The sequence below is a fragment of the Kitasatospora sp. NPDC093550 genome, from assembly GCF_044764985.1.
Taxonomy (GTDB): Bacteria; Actinomycetota; Actinomycetes; order Streptomycetales; family Streptomycetaceae; genus Kitasatospora.
In genome coordinates this window covers 150,109-166,987 of sequence record NZ_JBIWJF010000011.1, presented here as the reverse complement: position 1 = coordinate 166,987, position 16,879 = coordinate 150,109, and the positions used below count along the sequence as shown (strand labels likewise).

General features: G+C 72.3%; 10 protein-coding genes. 4 read left to right on the top strand and 6 right to left on the bottom strand.

Features of this window, described 5'->3' with window-relative positions; all coding sequences use genetic code 11:
- Nucleotides 1–107 precede the first annotated feature (107 nt).
- The 6 genes from ACIRD3_RS19675 to ACIRD3_RS19650 form a co-directional block, all read right to left on the bottom strand.
- Entirely contained in the window at nt 108–2,102 is a 1,995-nt protein-coding gene (locus tag ACIRD3_RS19675; RefSeq protein WP_402218025.1) for a TIM-barrel domain-containing protein, read from the bottom strand.
- A gap of 126 nt (nt 2,103–2,228) precedes the next feature.
- Complete coding sequence (locus ACIRD3_RS19670) at nt 2,229–3,782, bottom strand: alpha-L-arabinofuranosidase B (protein WP_402218022.1); 1,554 nt, start codon at nt 3,780–3,782, stop codon at nt 2,229–2,231.
- Between the two features lie 382 nt (nt 3,783–4,164).
- On the bottom strand, nt 4,165–6,447 hold the full coding sequence (gene yicI / locus ACIRD3_RS19665) for an alpha-xylosidase (protein ID WP_402218020.1): 2,283 nt from the start codon (nt 6,445–6,447) through the stop codon (nt 4,165–4,167).
- On the bottom strand, nt 6,444–7,877 hold the full coding sequence (locus ACIRD3_RS19660; protein WP_402218017.1) for a GH1 family beta-glucosidase: 1,434 nt from the start codon (nt 7,875–7,877) through the stop codon (nt 6,444–6,446). The genes yicI and ACIRD3_RS19660 overlap by 4 nt, the downstream gene beginning before the upstream one ends.
- On the bottom strand, nt 7,874–8,857 hold the full coding sequence (locus tag ACIRD3_RS19655) for an acetylxylan esterase (protein ID WP_402218014.1): 984 nt from the start codon (nt 8,855–8,857) through the stop codon (nt 7,874–7,876). Before ACIRD3_RS19655 ends, ACIRD3_RS19660 begins: the two co-directional genes overlap by 4 nt.
- Before the next feature lie 195 nt (nt 8,858–9,052).
- Nucleotides 9,053–11,899: a glycoside hydrolase family 3 C-terminal domain-containing protein gene (locus tag ACIRD3_RS19650; RefSeq protein WP_402218011.1), complete on the bottom strand. Its 2,847-nt coding sequence runs from the start codon at nt 11,897–11,899 to the stop codon at nt 9,053–9,055.
- A 236-nt stretch (nt 11,900–12,135) separates the two neighbouring features.
- Between ACIRD3_RS19650 and ACIRD3_RS19645 the strand changes: the two genes are divergently transcribed.
- The 4 genes from ACIRD3_RS19645 (at nt 12,136) to ACIRD3_RS19630 (ending at nt 16,855) form a co-directional block, all read left to right on the top strand.
- The gene (locus ACIRD3_RS19645) at nt 12,136–13,806 is read left to right on the top strand and encodes an ABC transporter substrate-binding protein (protein WP_402218009.1); all 1,671 of its coding nucleotides are present in this window, start codon (nt 12,136–12,138) and stop codon (nt 13,804–13,806) included.
- A complete protein-coding gene (locus ACIRD3_RS19640; protein WP_402218006.1) occupies nt 13,803–14,750 on the top strand; it encodes an ABC transporter permease in 948 nt (315 codons plus the stop codon). Before ACIRD3_RS19645 ends, ACIRD3_RS19640 begins: the two co-directional genes overlap by 4 nt.
- On the top strand, nt 14,747–15,721 hold the full coding sequence (locus ACIRD3_RS19635) for a carbohydrate ABC transporter permease (RefSeq protein WP_402218003.1): 975 nt from the start codon (nt 14,747–14,749) through the stop codon (nt 15,719–15,721). The genes ACIRD3_RS19640 and ACIRD3_RS19635 overlap by 4 nt, the downstream gene beginning before the upstream one ends.
- A 105-nt stretch (nt 15,722–15,826) precedes the next feature.
- Nucleotides 15,827–16,855, top strand: coding sequence for a LacI family DNA-binding transcriptional regulator (locus ACIRD3_RS19630; RefSeq protein ID WP_402218000.1), 1,029 nt, complete (start codon nt 15,827–15,829; stop codon nt 16,853–16,855).
- The last annotated feature ends 24 nt before the right edge of the window (nt 16,856–16,879 follow it).

Here is a 16,879-nt window from a genome sequence, read left to right as displayed (position 1 = left end):
TCCGAGGGTGACCGATCCGTGGTGGCCGTCCGGCGGCGCGGTCGCCGACACCCACCGCAGCGACCAGCACCGTGGAGGGAGAGCTCGGACGGCCGTTGCTCCCTCCGTCAGGCCTCGGACGGTGTCAGCCGGGCGGCGACGTCCGCGCCCTCCCGGACGAAGACCGGGATGCGCTCCAGCGGGGCCTCGGCGTCGAGCGTCGTTCCGCCGTCCAGCAGGCGGCCCGTGGCCGGGTCGCGCCAGCGGGTGCCGGACGGCAGGTACACCCGGCGGGCCCGGACGCCCGCCTCGTCCACGGGTGCCACCAGCAGGTCGGGGCCGAGCAGGAACTGGTCGTCCACCTCCCAGGCGTGTCCGTCCTCCGGGAAGTCGAAGAACAGCGGGCGCATGGGCGGGGCGCCGGTGCGGTGGGCGTCCTCGGACAGGCGGTGCAGGTACGGGCGCAGGCGCTCGCGCAGCGACAGGTGGTCTCGGAGGATGCCGTACGCCTGCTCCCCGTACGACCAGACCTCGTTGGGCCCGCCGGTCATGTCCGTGGCGAAGGCGGGGTGGTGGGGCACGCGGTCCCCGTGCAGCCGCATGACGGGGCTGAAGGTGCCGTACTGGAACCACCGGATCAGCAGCTCACGGTACGCCGGGTCGTCCGGGTCGCCGCCGAAGAAGCCGCCGATGTCGGTGTTCCACCAGGGGATGCCGCTCATCGCGACGTTCAGGCCGGCCCTGATCTGGCGGGCGAGGGAGTCGAAGGTCGTGGGGATGTCGCCGGACCACAGCAGGGCGCCGTACTTCTGGCTGCCCGCCCAGGCGGACCGCACCAGGGACAGCGGCCGGTCCTCGCCGGCGGCGCGCAGGCCGTCGGCCACCGCGCGGACGTGCTCCAGCGGGTAGAGGTTCGCGGCCTCCGCGGCCGGCCCGGCCGCGTAGACGGCGCGCTCGGCGAGGTCCGGGGGTACGTCGGGTTCGCAGGCGTCCAGCCAGAAGCACGCCACGCCCAGCGAACGGTAGTTGTCGTCCAGCCGTTGCCACAGCGCGGTGCGCGCTCCGGGGTGGGTGGCGTCGTAGTACGCCATCGGGCGGATCAGCGCCTCCCCGCCGTAGCGGGACGGCCACGGGAAGGTGAGCAGACCGCCGCCGGTGTCCCGGACGAGGTGCCCGGCCGAGCGCAGCGCGTCGTACGCGTCGCTGTCGGGCTCGACGGTGGGCCACACCGAGACGGCGAGCCGCACGCCGAGGTCCGTCAGCTCCTTGACCATGGCGGCGGGGTCGGGCCACTCGCTCGCCTCGAAGCGCCAGTCGCCCATCCTCGGCCAGTGGAAGAAGTCGCAGACGATGACGGACAGCGGAAGTCCGCGTTCCCGGTACTCCCGGGCCACGGCGAGGAGTTCGTCCTGGGTGCGGTACCGCAGCTTCGACTGCCAGAAGCCCGAGGCCCATGCGGGCAGCAGGGGCGGACGGCCGGTGGCCCGGGTGTAGGAGTCCAGGATCCGGGCCGGGGTGTCGCCGGCGGTGATCCAGTAGTCGATGCGCCCGCCGCCGTCGGCGGTCCACCGGGTGGTGTCGGCCCCCAGTTCGACGCGGCCGGTGGCGGGGTTGTTCCAGAGCAGGCCGTAGCCGCGCGAGGAGTGCAGGAAGGGGACGGCCGCCACGGTGTTGCGCTGGACGAGGTCGATCACGCAGCCCTTCTGGTCCAGGCGCCCGTGCAGGTGCTGTCCCAGGCCGTGCAGCCGTTCACCGTCGTAGGCCTCGAAGGACTGCTCCGTCCGGCCGCCGGCCGCGTGGACGCGGGAGCCGGTGGGGAGCGCGTCCGGGCTGCGCTCGGCGAGGAGTTCGCGGCCCGAGGCGGCCTGGCGGAACGTCAGCCGGCCGTCCGCCGAGGCCTCGACGGCGATGCTGCCGTTGACCAGGCGGGCACTGCCGTCCTCGGACACGGACACCTCGGCCTGCGGGGCGGGCGGCGGGTTCTCCAGCGCACCCGGGGCGGTGGGGTCGATGGTCCCGGAGGAGGCCCGCACCCGGACGGCGTCCGGTCCCCAGGGCTCGATGCGGAGGATCTCTGCGGCGGTGTGCCGTTCCAGGGCGCCCGCGCGGATGCTGTAGGACAAGGGTCGGCTCCTCTGCTCCTGCGGCGTGTCGGATCAGGACCCGGCGGGCCTGCGTCGCGCGAGCCGGGCCCGCCACCGCCGGTGCGGCGGTGGCGGGCCGGTGCGCGGTGGCCCTGCGCCGGTGGCTCAGCCCCAGGGCTGGGCGACCAGCCAGCTGGTGTCGGCGGCCCAGCTGGCACTGCTGTCCCAGCTGTTGGTGCCGCCGTTGCTCGCGATGTAGGCCGTGTAGTTGTAGTGCCGGAGGTACTTCGTCGGGAAGTTGACGGACTGGAAGGACGTACCGGTCCCGCTGTTGCCCGCGGTCGGGCAGAAGGTGGCGTCCTGGGCGAAGGCGCCGGCGCCGTTGTCGACGTCCAGGTAGAGCTCGTAGTTGTAGTGGCGCAGGAACTGCCCGGGCCTGTCGGCGGACTCGAAGGACACGCAGGAGCTGTTGGCCAGGCCGGCGCGGACGATCCAGGTGGCGTCGGCCTTGGCGGTGGCCGAGCTGGAGGAGTCGGTGCCGGAGATGACGACCTTGGTGTCGGCGTCGTCGTGGCGGAGGTAGTGCGAGGTGCAGCAGGGCGCGGTGGTGGCCCGCAGGGAGATCCGGGAGCCGGGGGTCAGCGTGCCGGTGCCGGTCGATCCGCTGGTGTAGCCGGCGGCGGTGATGTTGGCCTGGACCGCGTTCTCGGTGGCGTCCGACGGGTAGCCCTGGGTCATGACCCCCTCGTAGAAGGTGCCCTGGGCCCACTTGCTGTTGTCACCGCCGATGCCGAGGATGATCGCACCCTCCTTGTGCATCGGGTTGTAACCGGTGGCGTTGGGGCGCGCGCCGCTGTAGAAGGTGGACAGACCGCCCGACTGGGCGTCGCCGCCGCGCAGGGCCCACTGGTTCGGGCCGCCCTTGAGCATGGCGGTCAGGAAGCGGTTGTCGACGCTGGGGTCGTTGGCGTTGAAGCCGCGGTTGACCCCGGAGAACAGGCCGTTCTCCAGGTCGGCCATGACCCAGGGTCCGTTGCCGCTGCCCGAGCCCCAGGCCTTGTTGTTCCCGAAGTAGAGCGCCTCCATGTGACCGTTGCCGGTGTCCAGGCTGTTGGTCTCGGCGTTGCCGTAGTCGAAGCAGCAGCCGTCGTTGAAGTGCGTGCCGTCGAAGATGGCGTACATGCCCTCGGGCTGGTCGCCGGTGGCGATGCCGTTGGTGTGGTTGTTGCGGTAGCCGGTCCCGGGGGCGACGTAGACGCCGTACGCCTTGTGCCCGCCGACGGTGACCGGCGCCTCGAAGGCGTTGGCGAGGTTGTCCGGCCCGCCGGCCGCGCCGCCGGCGGGCGCCTGGGTGAGGTGGTTGCCCTTGCCGGACTGGTCGTAGAGGACGGTGATGACGCAGCTGGTGCCGGCGCAGAAGGAGTCCTGCGCGGCGGCGTCGGCGTACCCGCCGGTGCTCAGCGGGCCGATGTCCCTGGTCGCGCTGTCGGAGGCGCGCCTGATCTGGTACAGCGGGCCGTTGTACGCGCCGTACAGGGCCCGGGTGGTGCTGTGCGCGGCGACGCACGGCGTGCCACCGGCGAGGTAGATGTCGCACGGGCCCTGGGTGGCCGCCTGCGAGGTCCCGGCCGCGGCGGTGAGCAGACCGGCGGCGAGCACGGTGGTCGTGCCGGCTGCCAGGAACGCCCGTCGGAGGCGCTGCATCAACGGTTTGATCATGAGGAACTCCTTCACTGGGTGGGGTGTGGAGTGAGCGGCCCGGACCGGCCCGGTCCGTCGCCACCGGACCGGCCCGGGCTGCCGCCTGTCGGGGCCAGGGGCGGCGCGAACCGGTGGGCTCGGGACCTCGGGAATTGTTAGCGCTAACAATTCCAGCCGGGAAAGGGCACGCGTGATGACGGCACGGACACCTCCCGTGCCGCAACGGGCATCACTATGGCCAGCCGTCAGGACACCGTCAAGACATCGCGCAAGGACCGACGGTCCGACCTCGACGGCGGGCCGGTGCTTCGCATCGGCACGTCCGGGCGTGGAACCGGCGGAAGGGCGACGAGGTCACGCGCCGCCGTGCGGCGGCGCGTGACCTCGCGCGGGTCCGGGTTCAGGCCGGGTAGGGCAGTTCGGCTTCCCGGGTGCCCGCGGGGCTGACGTGCAGCGCGCCGTCCGGACCGCCGATCCGCAGCTGCCAGGGGTGCGGGCTGTCGGTGGTCACCCGGATCCGGTCGCCGGTGCGGCGCACGTCGAAGCGGGCGGTCTCGCCGGGGCCGTCGCTGCGCGGGATCAGCACGGTGCGCTCGGCGCCGTCCGCGAAGGCGTGGACCCGCAGTTCGACGCCGTCGGCCCAGGCCGACACCGGGCGCTGGTCGTCCGCCCCGAACGGGATGACGGAATCGGGCCGGGCGAGCAGCGGCAGGGTGTGGAAGCCGTGCCGCTCCCGCACCCAGCGCGGGCCGGTGACCTGATCGCCCGTGAGGACGTTGGTCCACGTCCCCTCGGGCACGTAGTACTCGACCGCGCCGTCCTCGCTGAAGACGGGCGCGACGAGCAGGTCGTCGCCGAGCAGGTACTGCCGGTCGAGGGTGGCGGCGGCCGGGTCGTCCGGGAACTCCAGCATCATCGCCCGCATCACCGGGACGCCGGTGGCGTGGGCCTGCTGCGCCGCGCGCTGGAGGTAGGGCGCGAGCCGGTGCTTGAGCAGGGTGAACTCGCGGGTGACCTCGACCGCCTCGTCACCGAACTCCCACGGCACCCGGTACGACTTGCTGCCGTGCAGCCGGCTGTGCGAGGAGAGCAGGCCGAACTGGGTCCAGCGCTTGAAGACGGCGGGGGTCGGGGTGCCCTCGAAGCCGCCGATGTCGTGGCTCCAGAAGCCGAAGCCGGACAGGCCGAGGGACAGGCCCCCGCGCAGCGACTCCGCCATGGCGTTGAAGTGCGACTCGCAGTCGCCGCCCCAGTGCACCGGGTACTGCTGCCCGCCCGCGGTGGCGGACCGGGCGAACAGCATCGCCTCCCCCTCCCCGCGCTCCTCACGCAGCAGCTCGAACACCGACCGGTTGTAGAGGTGGGTGTAGTAGTTGTGCATCCGCTCGGGATCGGAGCCGTCGTGCCACACCACGTCGGTGGGGATGCGCTCGCCGAAGTCGGTCTTGAAGCAGTCGACGCCGACGTCCAGCAGGGCGCGCAGCTCGTCGGTGTACCAGGCGGCGGCAGCGGGGTTGGTGAAGTCCACCAGGGCCATGCCCGGCTGCCACAGGTCCCACTGCCAGACGCTGCCGTCCGGGCGCCGCACCAGGTAGCCCTCGCGCATGCCCTCGGCGAACAGCTCGGACTTCTGTGCGATGTACGGGTTGATCCACAGGCAGATGCGCAGCCCCTGCTCCTTGAGCCTGGCGAGCATGCCGGCCGGGTCGGGGAAGGTGTCCGGGTCCCAGCGGAAGTCGCTCCACTGGTACCCGCGCATCCAGAAGCAGTCGAAGTGGAACACGCTCAGCGGGATGCCGCGTTCGGCCATGCCGCCGACGAAGCGGTTGACGGTGGCCTCGTCGTACTCGGTGGTGAAGGAGGTGGTCAGCCACAGCCCGAGCGCCCAGGCCGGGGGCAGCGCCGGACGGCCGGTGAGCGCGGTGTAGCGCTCCAGGATCGCCTTGGGGCTCGGGCCGTGGACGACGAAGTACTCCAGCGACTGGTCCTCGACGCTGAACTGCACCTGGCCGACGGACTCGGAGCCGACCTCGTAGCTGACCTTGCCGGGGTGGTTGACGAAGACGCCGTAGCCCCGGTTGGTCAGGTGGAACGGGACGTTCTTGTAGGCCTGTTCGCTGCTGGTGCCGCCGTCCGCCTGCCAGATGTCCACCACCTGGCCGTTGCGGACGAACGGGGTGAACCGCTCCCCCAGGCCGTAGACCAGTTCACCGACGCCCAGGGCGAGTTGTCCGAGCAGGTGGTGGCGGCCGTCGGCGTCGGTGACGAAGCCGGTGCCGCGCTCCCCGACCGAGGTGAGCACCCGGTCGCCGACGCGGAACTCCAGCTGCCAGGGGCGGGAGGTGTCCACCCGCAGCGTCAGCTCACCGGCGCTCAACTCGACCACGTCGCCGTCCCGGCGCACCTTCCCGGCGCCCGGCTCGGCCCCGGGCAGCGCGAACTCGGGACCGCCGCGCACCGACCCGGCGTGGTGGGTGGTGCGCACCCCGATCACGCCCTCGGCGGGGGACCAGCACTCCACGGTCAGCAGCGGGCTGTTGAGCGTGTCACCACGGCCGCGCACGTGCTTCACGGGCGCGTAGAGGGTCATCCGGTGCTCGCCGGTGCGGACGTCGGCGACCTCGGTGGCGTAGCGCGCGGTGACGCCCGGGCGCATCAGCCAGTAGCCGTCGGTGAACTTCATCGTGCGTGTTCCTCCGTCCGCGCGCGGTGCGCGGTGATCAGGCCCCGGTACCAGTGGTAGCTGTCCTTGGGCGTGCGGGTCAGGGTTGCGTAGTCGACGTGGACCAGGCCGAAGCGCTGTGCGTAGCCCCTGGCCCACTCGAAGTTGTCCAGCAGGGACCAGAGGTAGTAGCCGCGCACGTCGACCCCGGCCGCGACGGCGTCGGCGACGGCGGCGAGGTGTCCGGCCAGGTAGTCGATCCGTTCCGCGTCGTGCACCCGGCCGTCGGGGGTGACGCGGTCGGCCTCGGCGGAGCCGTTCTCGGTGATCCAGATCGGCGGGAGCTGCGGGTAGCGGGCGTGCAGCCCGGTGAGCAGCTCGGTGAACGCGGACGGGACGACCGGCCAGCCCATCGTGGTGAGCCGGGTGCCGTACGGGTCCGGTTCGCCGACGCCGATGTCCGTGGCGGTGCGCCGTTGCGGGTCGGCCTCGCGGTGCGGGGCGGCCGCGACGGTGACCGGCCGGTAGAAGTTGATGCCGAGGAAGTCCAGCGGCTCGCCGATCAGTTCGAGATCGCCGGGGCGTCGCCACGGGCCGTCCACGAGGCCCGGCCAGGTCTCGTCCTCGTGCGCGGGGTAGCGGCCGGTGAACAGCGGCTCGGTCCAGACCTCGTTGTGCAGGACCTCGGCGCGGCGCAGTGCGGCGAGGTCCTCCGAGCGGCCGGAGGCGGGGTGGAGGCGGTCGAGGTTGAGCGTGATGCCGATCTCGCGGGCGCCGCCGTCGCGCAGCTCGCGGACGGCCAGGCCGTGGCCGACCAGCAGGTGGTGGGCGGCCGCCAGCGCCCCGCGGCCCTCGCGCGCTCCGGGCGCGTGCCGGCCCTCGGCGTAGCCGACGAAGGCGGTGCAGAACGGCTCGTTGAGGGTGATCCAGCGCTCGACCCGGTCCCCGTAGCGGTCCGCTGCGACGTTCGCGTACTCCGCGAAGGCCTCGGCGGTCTCCCGCACGCGCCAGCCGCCCCGGTCCTCCAGGGCCTGGGGCAGGTCCCAGTGGTACAGGGTGGCGGCGGGGGCGATCCCGGCGGCCAGGAGTTCGTCGATCAGCCGGTCGTAGAAGTCCAGGCCCTCGGGGTTGACCGGGCCGGTGCCCCGGGGCAGCAGCCGGGACCAGGAGATCGAGAAGCGGTAGTCGTCGACGCCGAGTCCGCGCAGCAGGGCGACGTCCTCGCGGTAGCGGTGGTAGTGGTCGCAGGCGGTGTCACCGGTGGCGCCGTCGAGGGTGCGGCCCGGGGTGTGGCTGAAGGTGTCCCAGATGGAGGGGCCGCGGCCGTCCTCGTCGTGGGCGCCCTCGATCTGGTAGGCGGCGGTGGCGGCGCCGAAGCGGAAGCCGGCGGGCAGGTGCGGGAAGGCCGGGGAGGTCACGGGTGTCCCGGCGCCGGAGGGCACGGTGGTCACAGCTCCGGCGCCAGCCCGCGCTCGCGCAGCCAGGCCAGCTGGACGGGCGGGTTGGAGCCGCAGCCGCCGGCGTGGTCGGCGAACGGCCACACCGTCATGGTGCGGTCCTCGCCGGCGTAGTGGTTGAAGGCGGCGTAGACCGTCCGGGGCGGGCAGACCGGGTCCATCAGGCCGACGCTGAACAGGGCCGGAGCGGTGGCCCGCTGGGCGAAGTGGACGCCGTCGAAGTACGCGAGGGTGGCGAAGGCCGGCTGCACGCGCTCCCGGCTGTGCCAGCGCAGGTAGCTGACGAGCTCCTGGTACGGACCGTCCAGGGAGGTCTGCGCGCCCTCGCGGTAGTGGCAGAGGAACGGGACGTCCGGCAGCACGGCGGCCACCCGGTCCCCGCTGAGCCCGGCGACGGCGAGGGACAGGCCGCCGCCCTGGCTGCCGCCGGCCACGACGATCCGGCGGGCGTCGAGACCGGGCAGCTGTGCGACGGCGTCGACGGCGCGCACGCAGTCGGTCATCAGCCGCCGGTAGTAGTGGTTCTCGGGGGAGTCGATGCCCTTGGTCATGAAGCCCCCGACCCACTGGGTGCCGTCGCCCGTGTGCCGGTCCGGGGTGTCGTGGCCCTGGCCGCGGCTGTCGACGACGAGCTGGGCGTAGCCGGCGGCGGACCAGAACAGGTGCTCGGTGGGCAGCCCGCGGCCGCCGGAGTAGCCCAGGTAGGTGACGACGACCGGCAGCGGGCCTTCCGCGCCGCGCGGGCGCAGCAGCCAGGCGGCCACCGGTTCGCCGTTCCAGCCGGGGAAGCGCACGTCGTCGACCTCGACGGTGCGCAGTCCGTACTGCGCGGTGACGCGTTCGGCCTTGACGGCTCCGCCGTGTGCGCGGGCCTCGGCGAGGGTGCGCCGCCAGAACGCGTCGAAGTCCTGCGGGGCGGTCGACTCGGGCCGGTAGCCGACGAGTTCGTCGGCGCCGACGTCGGGGACGGGCATGGGGGACTCCTCCGGGTGCTGCGGGTTCGAGGTCGGGTGGTGGGGGTGAGCAGGGACATCCGGGCCGCCTCCGGGCGGCTGGCGGGGGTGGTCGGCGACCGGGTGACGGGCGGGTCGCCCGGGCGATGAGCGGTCCGGAACGGGTGGCGGCCCGTCTCCCCCCGGGACGGGCCGCCGGTACGGGGGCGGCGGTCCTCAGCCGGCCGCGCCGAAGCGGAAACCGCCGAGCCGGAAGTCGCCGTGCAGGACCAGGCTCACGTCCTGCACGCCGTCGAGCGGGGCGGCGAGTTCGGCCGTGGTGCTCGTCCAGGCGTAGCGGTCGCCGGTCACCGGCACGTCGAGGTCGGCCAGCAGCCGCCCGTCGGCCCGGACCTCCAGCCGGGCGGCGCCGTTCGCGCCGTCCGCGCGGGCGGTCTCGACCTCGACCCGGACGGCCCCCGTCACGTCGGAGGAGCGGAACAGGAGCGCGGCGGGCTGCCCGGGGTCGGCGGGCGCGACGGCGTCGCCGTCGGCGCGGGTGGCGTCGACGATGGTGATGTCCGTGTGGTCGTCGAAGTCGACGGCCCGGACGGTCCGTCCGACGACGGCGCGGGCCGCGGGCGCCGTCCCGGTCACGGTGAGCGGCGTGACCAGGACCTCGTCCTCGGCCGACCGCGCCACGACGACCTCGTAGTCCCCGGGGTCGACGGCGAAGGCACCCGTGGCGACGTCCCAGTGGGCGAACCGCTCGGCCGGCAGCCGGAACGTCAGTTCGCGGGCCTCCCCCGGCTCCAGGCGGACCTTGCGGAAGTCGGCCAGGCGCAGCCGCGGCGCCGCGTAGCGGGCGTCCAGGGCCCGGACGTAGACCTGGACGACGTCGCCACCGGACCGCAGGCCGCGGTTCTCCAGGGTGACCGTGAGGTCGACGGCACCGTCCGGGCCGATCGACGGCTGCGACAGCCGCGGGTCGCGGTAGGCGATGTCGGTGTAGGACAGCCCGTGGCCGAAGGGGTAGCGGGCGGCACCCCGGTGGTACTGGTAGGTCCAGCCGGCCTTGATGATGTCGTAGTCGAGCGGGGCGGGCAGCGGGTCGTCGCCGCGGTACCAGGTCTGCGGCAGCCGGCCGGTGGGCTCGGCCTCGCCGAGCAGCACGGCGGCCAGCGCGTGGCCCGTCTCCTGCCCGCCGTGGGAGGTCCACACCACGGCGGGCAGGTGCTCATCGGCCCAGTCGACGGCGTAGGGGTAGCTGCTCATCAGCACCAGGGCCGTCTGCGGGAGGGCTTCGGCGACGGCGCGCAGCAGTGCCTCCTGGCCCTCGGGCAGGCGGATGTCGGCCCGGTCCTCGGTCTCGCGGCCGTTGATCATCGGGTGGTTGCCGAGGACGACGACGGCGGCGTCCGCCGTCGCGGCGGCTTCGCGTGCCTCGGCGCGGCCGTCGCGCAGCAGCTCGCGCTGCCAGCGCTCGGCGGCCTCCGGGGTCTCGGCGCTGACCGTCACCCGGCCGTCGGTCGGATCCACGGCGGCGTAGCGGCCGGTGAACACGTTGCGCAGCAGCACGGTGTCCTCGCCGGCCGGTTCGAACCGGAAGGTCTCCTTGACGAACCAGGCCTTGATGACGTCCCGGTCGGCGGCCAGGCCCTCGTCGTCCTGGAGGGCGAGGTAGCGGCCGGTGTCGACGGCGCGCAGCGTGGAGGCGCCGCCGCCCCAGTCGGTCACGTCGAAGGAGGTCTTGCCGAGCAGGTCACCGGTGGTGCGCGAGCGCAGGGCGATCCGGTCGCAGCCCTCCACCCGGACGATCTCGCCGCCGTGCGGGGCGAGGGCCGCGGCGAGGCCGTCGGCCAGGCCGACCCGGTACGGCATGGTGCCGCTGTACCAGTCCTCGAAGAGCGCGTCGGCGAGCGGGCCGATGACGGCGATCCGCGGCGTGCGGGCGGGGTCGAGCGGCAGCAGGCCGTCGTTCTTGAGCAGGACGACCGACTCGGTCGCGGCCCTGCGGGCCAGCGCGCGGTGCTCCGCGCAGTCGATCACCTCCGGGCCGATGGCCGCGTACGGGTCCAGCTCGGGGTCGAACTCGCCGAGGCGGAAGCGCACTTCGAGCTGTCGGCGGACGGCGCGGTCCACGTCGGCCTGGTCGATCAGGCCGCGCTCCAGTGCCTCGCGCAGCCGGCCGACCACGGTCCCGCTGTCCTCGCCGTGGTCGGTGTAGCTGTCGATGCCGGCCTTGAGCGCGGCCGCGTGGGACTCGGCGTGGTCGTCGAAGTAGTGCTCCGGGTCGACCAGGTTGGACGGCGCCTCGGCGTCGCTGACCACGAACAGCTCGTGGCCGGTCGGCTCGGCCCAGCGGCGCAGCTCCGCCTCGATCAGCGGACTCACGTGGCAGGGGCGGCCGTTGACCAGGTTGTAGGCGGCCATCGCGCCGGTCGCGGCGCCCGAGGCGATGACGGGGCGGAAGGCGGCGAGGTCGTACTCCTGGAGCACGCGCGGGCGCAGGGCGGAGGAGGTGGTGCAGCGGTCGTCCTCGTTGTTGTAGGCGAGGAAGTGCTTGAGCACCGGGGCGGCCCGCAGGTACTCCGGGTGAGCGCCGGTCAGACCCCGGCAGAACGCCTCGCCGACCCGTGCGGTGTGCACCGGGTCCTCGGAGTAGCCCTCCTCGTTGCGCCCCCACCGGGGGTCGCGCAGCAGGTTGAGCACCGGGGCCCAGGCCTGGAGGGAGTTCGGCCCGCGCTCGGGGCTGCCGACGGCCGGCGGCCGGTGGTGGTGGAAGGCCCGCAGTTCGGTCGAGACCGCCTCGCCGACCTCGCGCACCAGCTCCTCGTCCCAGCTGGCACCGAGGCCGACGGCCTGCGGGAAGACCGTCGCCACCCCGAGCCAGGAGACACCGTGGAGGCCCTCGCTGCCGGTGCGGAAGGCGGCGACGCCGAGACGCGGAACGGCCGGCGCGTACTGGTGCAGCATCGCGAGCCGTTCGTCGGTCGTGAGCCGGTGGAGCAGGTCGTCGACGCGCTCCCGCAGGGGAAGCGTGGGATTGCGGAAACCGGGCGGACCGGCAGCGGACACGGGCACGGAACTCACCTGGAACACCCCTCGGGCGGGCTGGGCTCGGAGATCGCTTTTCGAAGCGCTTCGACGCTGACACGCCCCATCGGTCGTGTCAACTCCCCTGGACACAAACGAGGTTGCTTTTGTTCAGCCTCTTGCTCAACCCGTAACGCGTCGTTAGTGTCGCCGAAACATCCAAGCGCTTCGACGCTCAGACCGCGCTTCGACGGAGAAGGGGCCACGCCACCATGAGATCCGGATTGAACCGCAGGAGCTTCCTCACCACCGCCGCCGCGGTCGCGGGCGCCGCCGCGATGGCACCCCTGCTGACCGCCTGCGGCGGCGGGTCGGACAAGAAGGCCGGGGCGAACACCAAGGAGGGCCTCAAGGCCGCCCTGCCGGCCTACGTCCCCAACGCGAACGCGGTCAAGCCGGACATAGCCCCCGTGCAGGGCACGGGCGGCGCCGCGACCGACCCGGCCTACCTCTCCTACCCGGCCTCCCCGCCCGCCAGCGTCTCCGGCGTTCCGGGCAAGGGCGGCAGCTACACGGCGATCACCCCGCTGTGGGGCACGGCCCCACCGGTCGGCAACTCCTTCTACCAGGCGATGAACAAGGCACTCGGGGTCGACCTCACCGTCAAACCGACGGACGGGATCAACTACGACACCATCATCCCGACGATGAGCGCCGCCAAGAAGCTGCCGGACTGGATCAACCTGCCGTCCTGGCTGAACGACAAGTTCAACACCGGTGGGCTGGCCGGCACCCAGCTCGCGGACCTGACCCCCTACCTGTCCGGCGACAACATCAAGAAGTACCCCAACCTGGCCGCCCTGCCCACCGGCGCCTGGCAGCACGGCGTCTGGGGCGACAAGGTCTACGGGATCCCCTGCTTCTCCACCGGCTTCGGCATCCCCGGCGCCACCTTCTACCGCCGGGACGTCCTGGAGTCCCGGGGCATCACCGCCGACCAGGTGAAGTCCGCCGACGACCTGATGAACCTCGGCAAGGAACTGACCGACGCCAAACGGGGGGTGTGGGCCTTCGACGACGTGTGGACCTACAACCAGTTCACCTGGAACGTCCCCATGCGGTGGAGGGTCGACAACGGCAAGCTGGTCCACCCGTTCGAGACCCAGGAGTTCCTGGAGGCCATCGACTGGCACTACCGCCTGGCGACCTCGGGGTATATGCACCCCGACGCGCTCGCCGGTGACGTCGCCAACAGCGCCACCCGCTTCTACAGCGGCAAGACGCTCATCGGGGGCGGCGGCCTCGGTGCCTGGAACCTGTCCGACCACCAGTCCGGCACCGCCGCCGACCCGAACTACCGGCGCGGCGCCTTCAACGCCATCACCGCCGACGGCAAGGGCACACCGGTGGTCTACATGGGCGCCGCCGCCAGCATGATCAGCTACCTCAACGCCCGTCTGAAGCCGGAGCAGATCCAGGAACTGCTCGCCGTCGCGAACTACCTCGCCGCCCCCTACGGCACCGCCGAGTACACCATGGTCAACTTCGGTGTCGAGGGCGTCCACCACACCCGGGTGCACGGCATGCCGACCTTCACGGAGGAGGGCAAGAAGGACGTCCAGGTGACGACCTACCAGTTCCTGGCCGCCGCACCCGCCGTGACCAGCAACCCGGGCGGCGAGCAGGTCACCCGGGACTACGCGAGCTGGTCGGCCGCCAACGTCACGTACCTCACCAAGCCGCCCTTCTGGGGCATGAACCTCAGCATGCCGCAGGCCATCGCCCAGGCATCGGCCGCGCAGAGCGTCAACGACACCCTCAAGGACTGCTACCACGGCAAGAAGAAGGTCTCCGAGCTGCAGGACGCCATCGCCGGCTGGCGCAACGGCCCCGGGGAGCGGCTCAAGCAGTGGATGACCGACAACGTCCTCGACAAGTACGGCACCGGCCAGTGAGCACCGCGGCCCCGAAGCGGCCGGCCGGCCCCGCGCGGCTCAACTGGCGGACCAGGCTCCGGCGCGACAAGTCCCTCCTGCTGATGACGGTGCCCGCGGTCGTCCTGCTCCTGGTGTTCAACTACGTCCCGCTGTTCGGCATCGTCACCGCCTTCCAGGAGTACGACCCGCTGGTCGGGGTCTGGCACAGCGAATGGGTGGGCTTCGACCAGTTCCAGCAGCTGTTCGGCGACCCGGCGTTCTGGGCCTCGCTGCAGAACACGCTGTACCTCAGCTTCGTCCAGCTGATCCTGTTCTTCCCGGTCCCCATCGCCCTCGCCCTGCTGCTCAACTCGGTGATCAGCGAGCGGATCCGCAACTTCTTCCAGTCCGTCGTCTACCTGCCGCACTTCTTCTCGTGGGTGCTGGCGGTCACGATCTTCCAGCAGATGCTCGGCGGCGCCGGCGTGCTCAACCAGTTCCTGCGCCAGCACGACATCGGCACCTGGGACATCATGACCAACCCGCACACCTTCGCCCTGCTGGTCACCTCGCAGGCGATCTGGAAGGAGGCGGGCTGGGGGATCATCGTCTTCCTCGCCGCGCTGAGCGCGATCAACAGCGAACTCTACGAGGCCGCGGCCGCCGACGGCGCCGGGCGGCTGCGGCGGATGTGGCACATCACCCTGCCGGGCCTGCGCGGGGTGATCGTACTGATGCTGGTCCTGCGGCTCGGCAACGCCCTGTCCGTCGGGTTCGAGCAGTTCCTGGTCCAGCGCGACGCCGTCGGCCACGAGGCCGCGGACGTGCTGGACACCTTCTCCTTCTACTACGGCATCGCCACCGGCGGGTACAGCTACGGCGCGGCGGCCGGGCTCTTCAAGAGCGTGGTCTCGCTGCTGCTCATCTGGGGCGCCAACAAGCTGGCGCACGCCTTCGGCGAGGACGGGCTGTACCGCACATGACGAACGCACTCACCATGGGAAGGCGGGGCGAGAAGCGCCGCGCCGCCACAGCAGCCGCCCGCCGCCGGGCCCGCTCCGCCCGCCCGCCCTGGGACGAGCCGCCCACCGCCGTCGGCCAGGCCGCCAAGGGCCTCACCCTCGGCGGGACGCTCGCCGTCATCCTGGTCCCGCTCTACATCATCGTCCTGACCAGCTTCTCCACCCCCGGCGCCATCAACCGGGCCGGCGGCCTGGTGATCTGGCCGGACGGCCTGACCACCGAGACGTACCGCCAGATGCTCGGCGATCCGACGATCGTCACCGCGCTGGGCGTGAGCCTGGGCATCACCGTGGTCGGGACCGCCGTGTCCATGGCCGTCTCCGTCCTGTGCGCCTACGGGCTCTCCCGGCCGCGCTCCCTCGGGCACCGCTTCGTCCTGATGCTGCTGATCATCACGATGTTCATCAGCGGCGGCCTGATCCCGAGCTTCCTGGTCGTCACCGGCCTCGGTGGCTACGGCCAGTGGTGGGCGCTGATCCTGCCGAGCGCGGTCTCCGTCTTCAACATCCTGGTGCTGCGCGCCTTCTACCAGGAGACCTCCTCCGAACTGATCGACGCGGCCCGGATGGACGGAGCCGGGGACTGGCGGATCCTGTGGTCCGTCGTGCTGCCCACCTCACGCGCCGTCACCGCCGTCACCGCGCTGTTCTACGCCGTCGGGTACTGGAACTCCTTCTTCAACGTGATGCTCTACATGCCGACCGACAGTGAGAAGTGGCCCCTCCAGTACGTGTTGCTCACCTACGTCAACCGGGCGAACGGCCTGCCCGGCTCGGTCAATTCGGGCTTCGGGAACACCAGTGTGCAGACCGCGCCGCTGTCGCTGCAGATGGCGGTCGTGGTCCTCACCCTGGTACCACTGGTGATCGTGTACCCGTTCGTGCAGAAGCACCTGCGCACCGGTGTCCTCACCGGAGCGATCAAGGGCTGAGCCGTCCGCACCGGTCCGGCGCGCCCGGGCCGGACCGGGGACCGGGACCCGGGGACCGGACCGGGAACACGCCCTCAACGGAACCGACACGAAGGAAGCAGCGCGATGGTGACACTCGCCGATGTGGCCAGGCACGCCGGCGTCTCGTCGAGCACGGTCAGCTACGCCCTCAGCGGCAAGCGGCCGATCTCCGACGAGACCCGGACCCGCATCGAGCGGGCCATCACGGACCTCGGCTACCACCCCAACGCGGGCGCCCGGGCGCTGGCCGGCAAGCGCTCGCACATCATCGCCCTGGTGGTGCCGCTGCGCCCCGAGGTGCACGTGCCCACCATGATGGAGATCGCCATCGCCGTCACCGTCGCGGCCCGCGAACACGGCTACGACGTCCTGCTGCTGACCAACGACGAAGGCCCCGAGGGCGTCCGCCGGGTCGCCGCCACCGGACTCGCCGACGGCGTCATCCTCATGGACGTCCGCCTCGACGACGACCGCATCCCGGTGCTGCGCGCCCAGGACATCCCCGCCGCCCTCATCGGCCTGCCCGACGACCCCACCGGACTCTCCTGCGTCGACCACGACTTCGCCACCGCCGGCGCCCTGTGCGCCGACCACCTCGCCGACCTCGGCCACCGTGACATCGCCTTCATCGGCTACAGCAGCGGCGTCTACCGGCGGCACGCCGGCTACGCCGAGCGCACCCTGAGCGGCTTCCGCTCCCGCGCCGAACGGCGCGGCCTGCGCTTCGTCCACCGCCCCTGCGAGGGCACCTACGAGAGCACCGCGGGCACCCTGGCCCGCATCCTCACGGACCGCCCGGACACCACCGGGTTCGTCGTCCAGAACGAAGCCGCGATCGGCCCGCTGCTCAGCCAGCTGCGCGCCACCGGCCGGACCGTGCCGGAGGACGCCTCCGTCATCGCCATCTGCCCCGACGCCCTGGCCGAGCAGCACGCCCCCCGGCTCACCTCCGTCACCAGCCCGAAGAAGGACCTCGGGCAGGTCGCCGTCGAGCAGGTCATGGCGAGGATCGCCGCGACCACCGCCGGCGACGAGGCGAAGGACCAACTCCTCCTGATGCCGCCGGAACTCGTCGTCCGCGAAAGCACCGCACCGGCGCCGCACCGCAGTTGACCTCCCCCGACCGAAGGATCATCT

Excerpts from the sequence above, each read along its gene's own strand:
- ACIRD3_RS19670 (WP_402218022.1), bottom strand. The coding sequence starts at position 3,782 with ATGATCAAACCGTTGATGCAGCGCCTCCGACGGGCGTTCCTGGCAGCC.
- yicI (WP_402218020.1), bottom strand. The coding sequence starts at position 6,447 with ATGAAGTTCACCGACGGCTACTGGCTGATGCGCCCGGGCGTCACCGCG.
- ACIRD3_RS19655 (WP_402218014.1), bottom strand. The coding sequence starts at position 8,857 with ATGCCCGTCCCCGACGTCGGCGCCGACGAACTCGTCGGCTACCGGCCC.
- ACIRD3_RS19635 (WP_402218003.1), top strand. The coding sequence starts at position 14,747 with ATGACGAACGCACTCACCATGGGAAGGCGGGGCGAGAAGCGCCGCGCC.
- ACIRD3_RS19630 (WP_402218000.1), top strand. The coding sequence starts at position 15,827 with ATGGTGACACTCGCCGATGTGGCCAGGCACGCCGGCGTCTCGTCGAGC.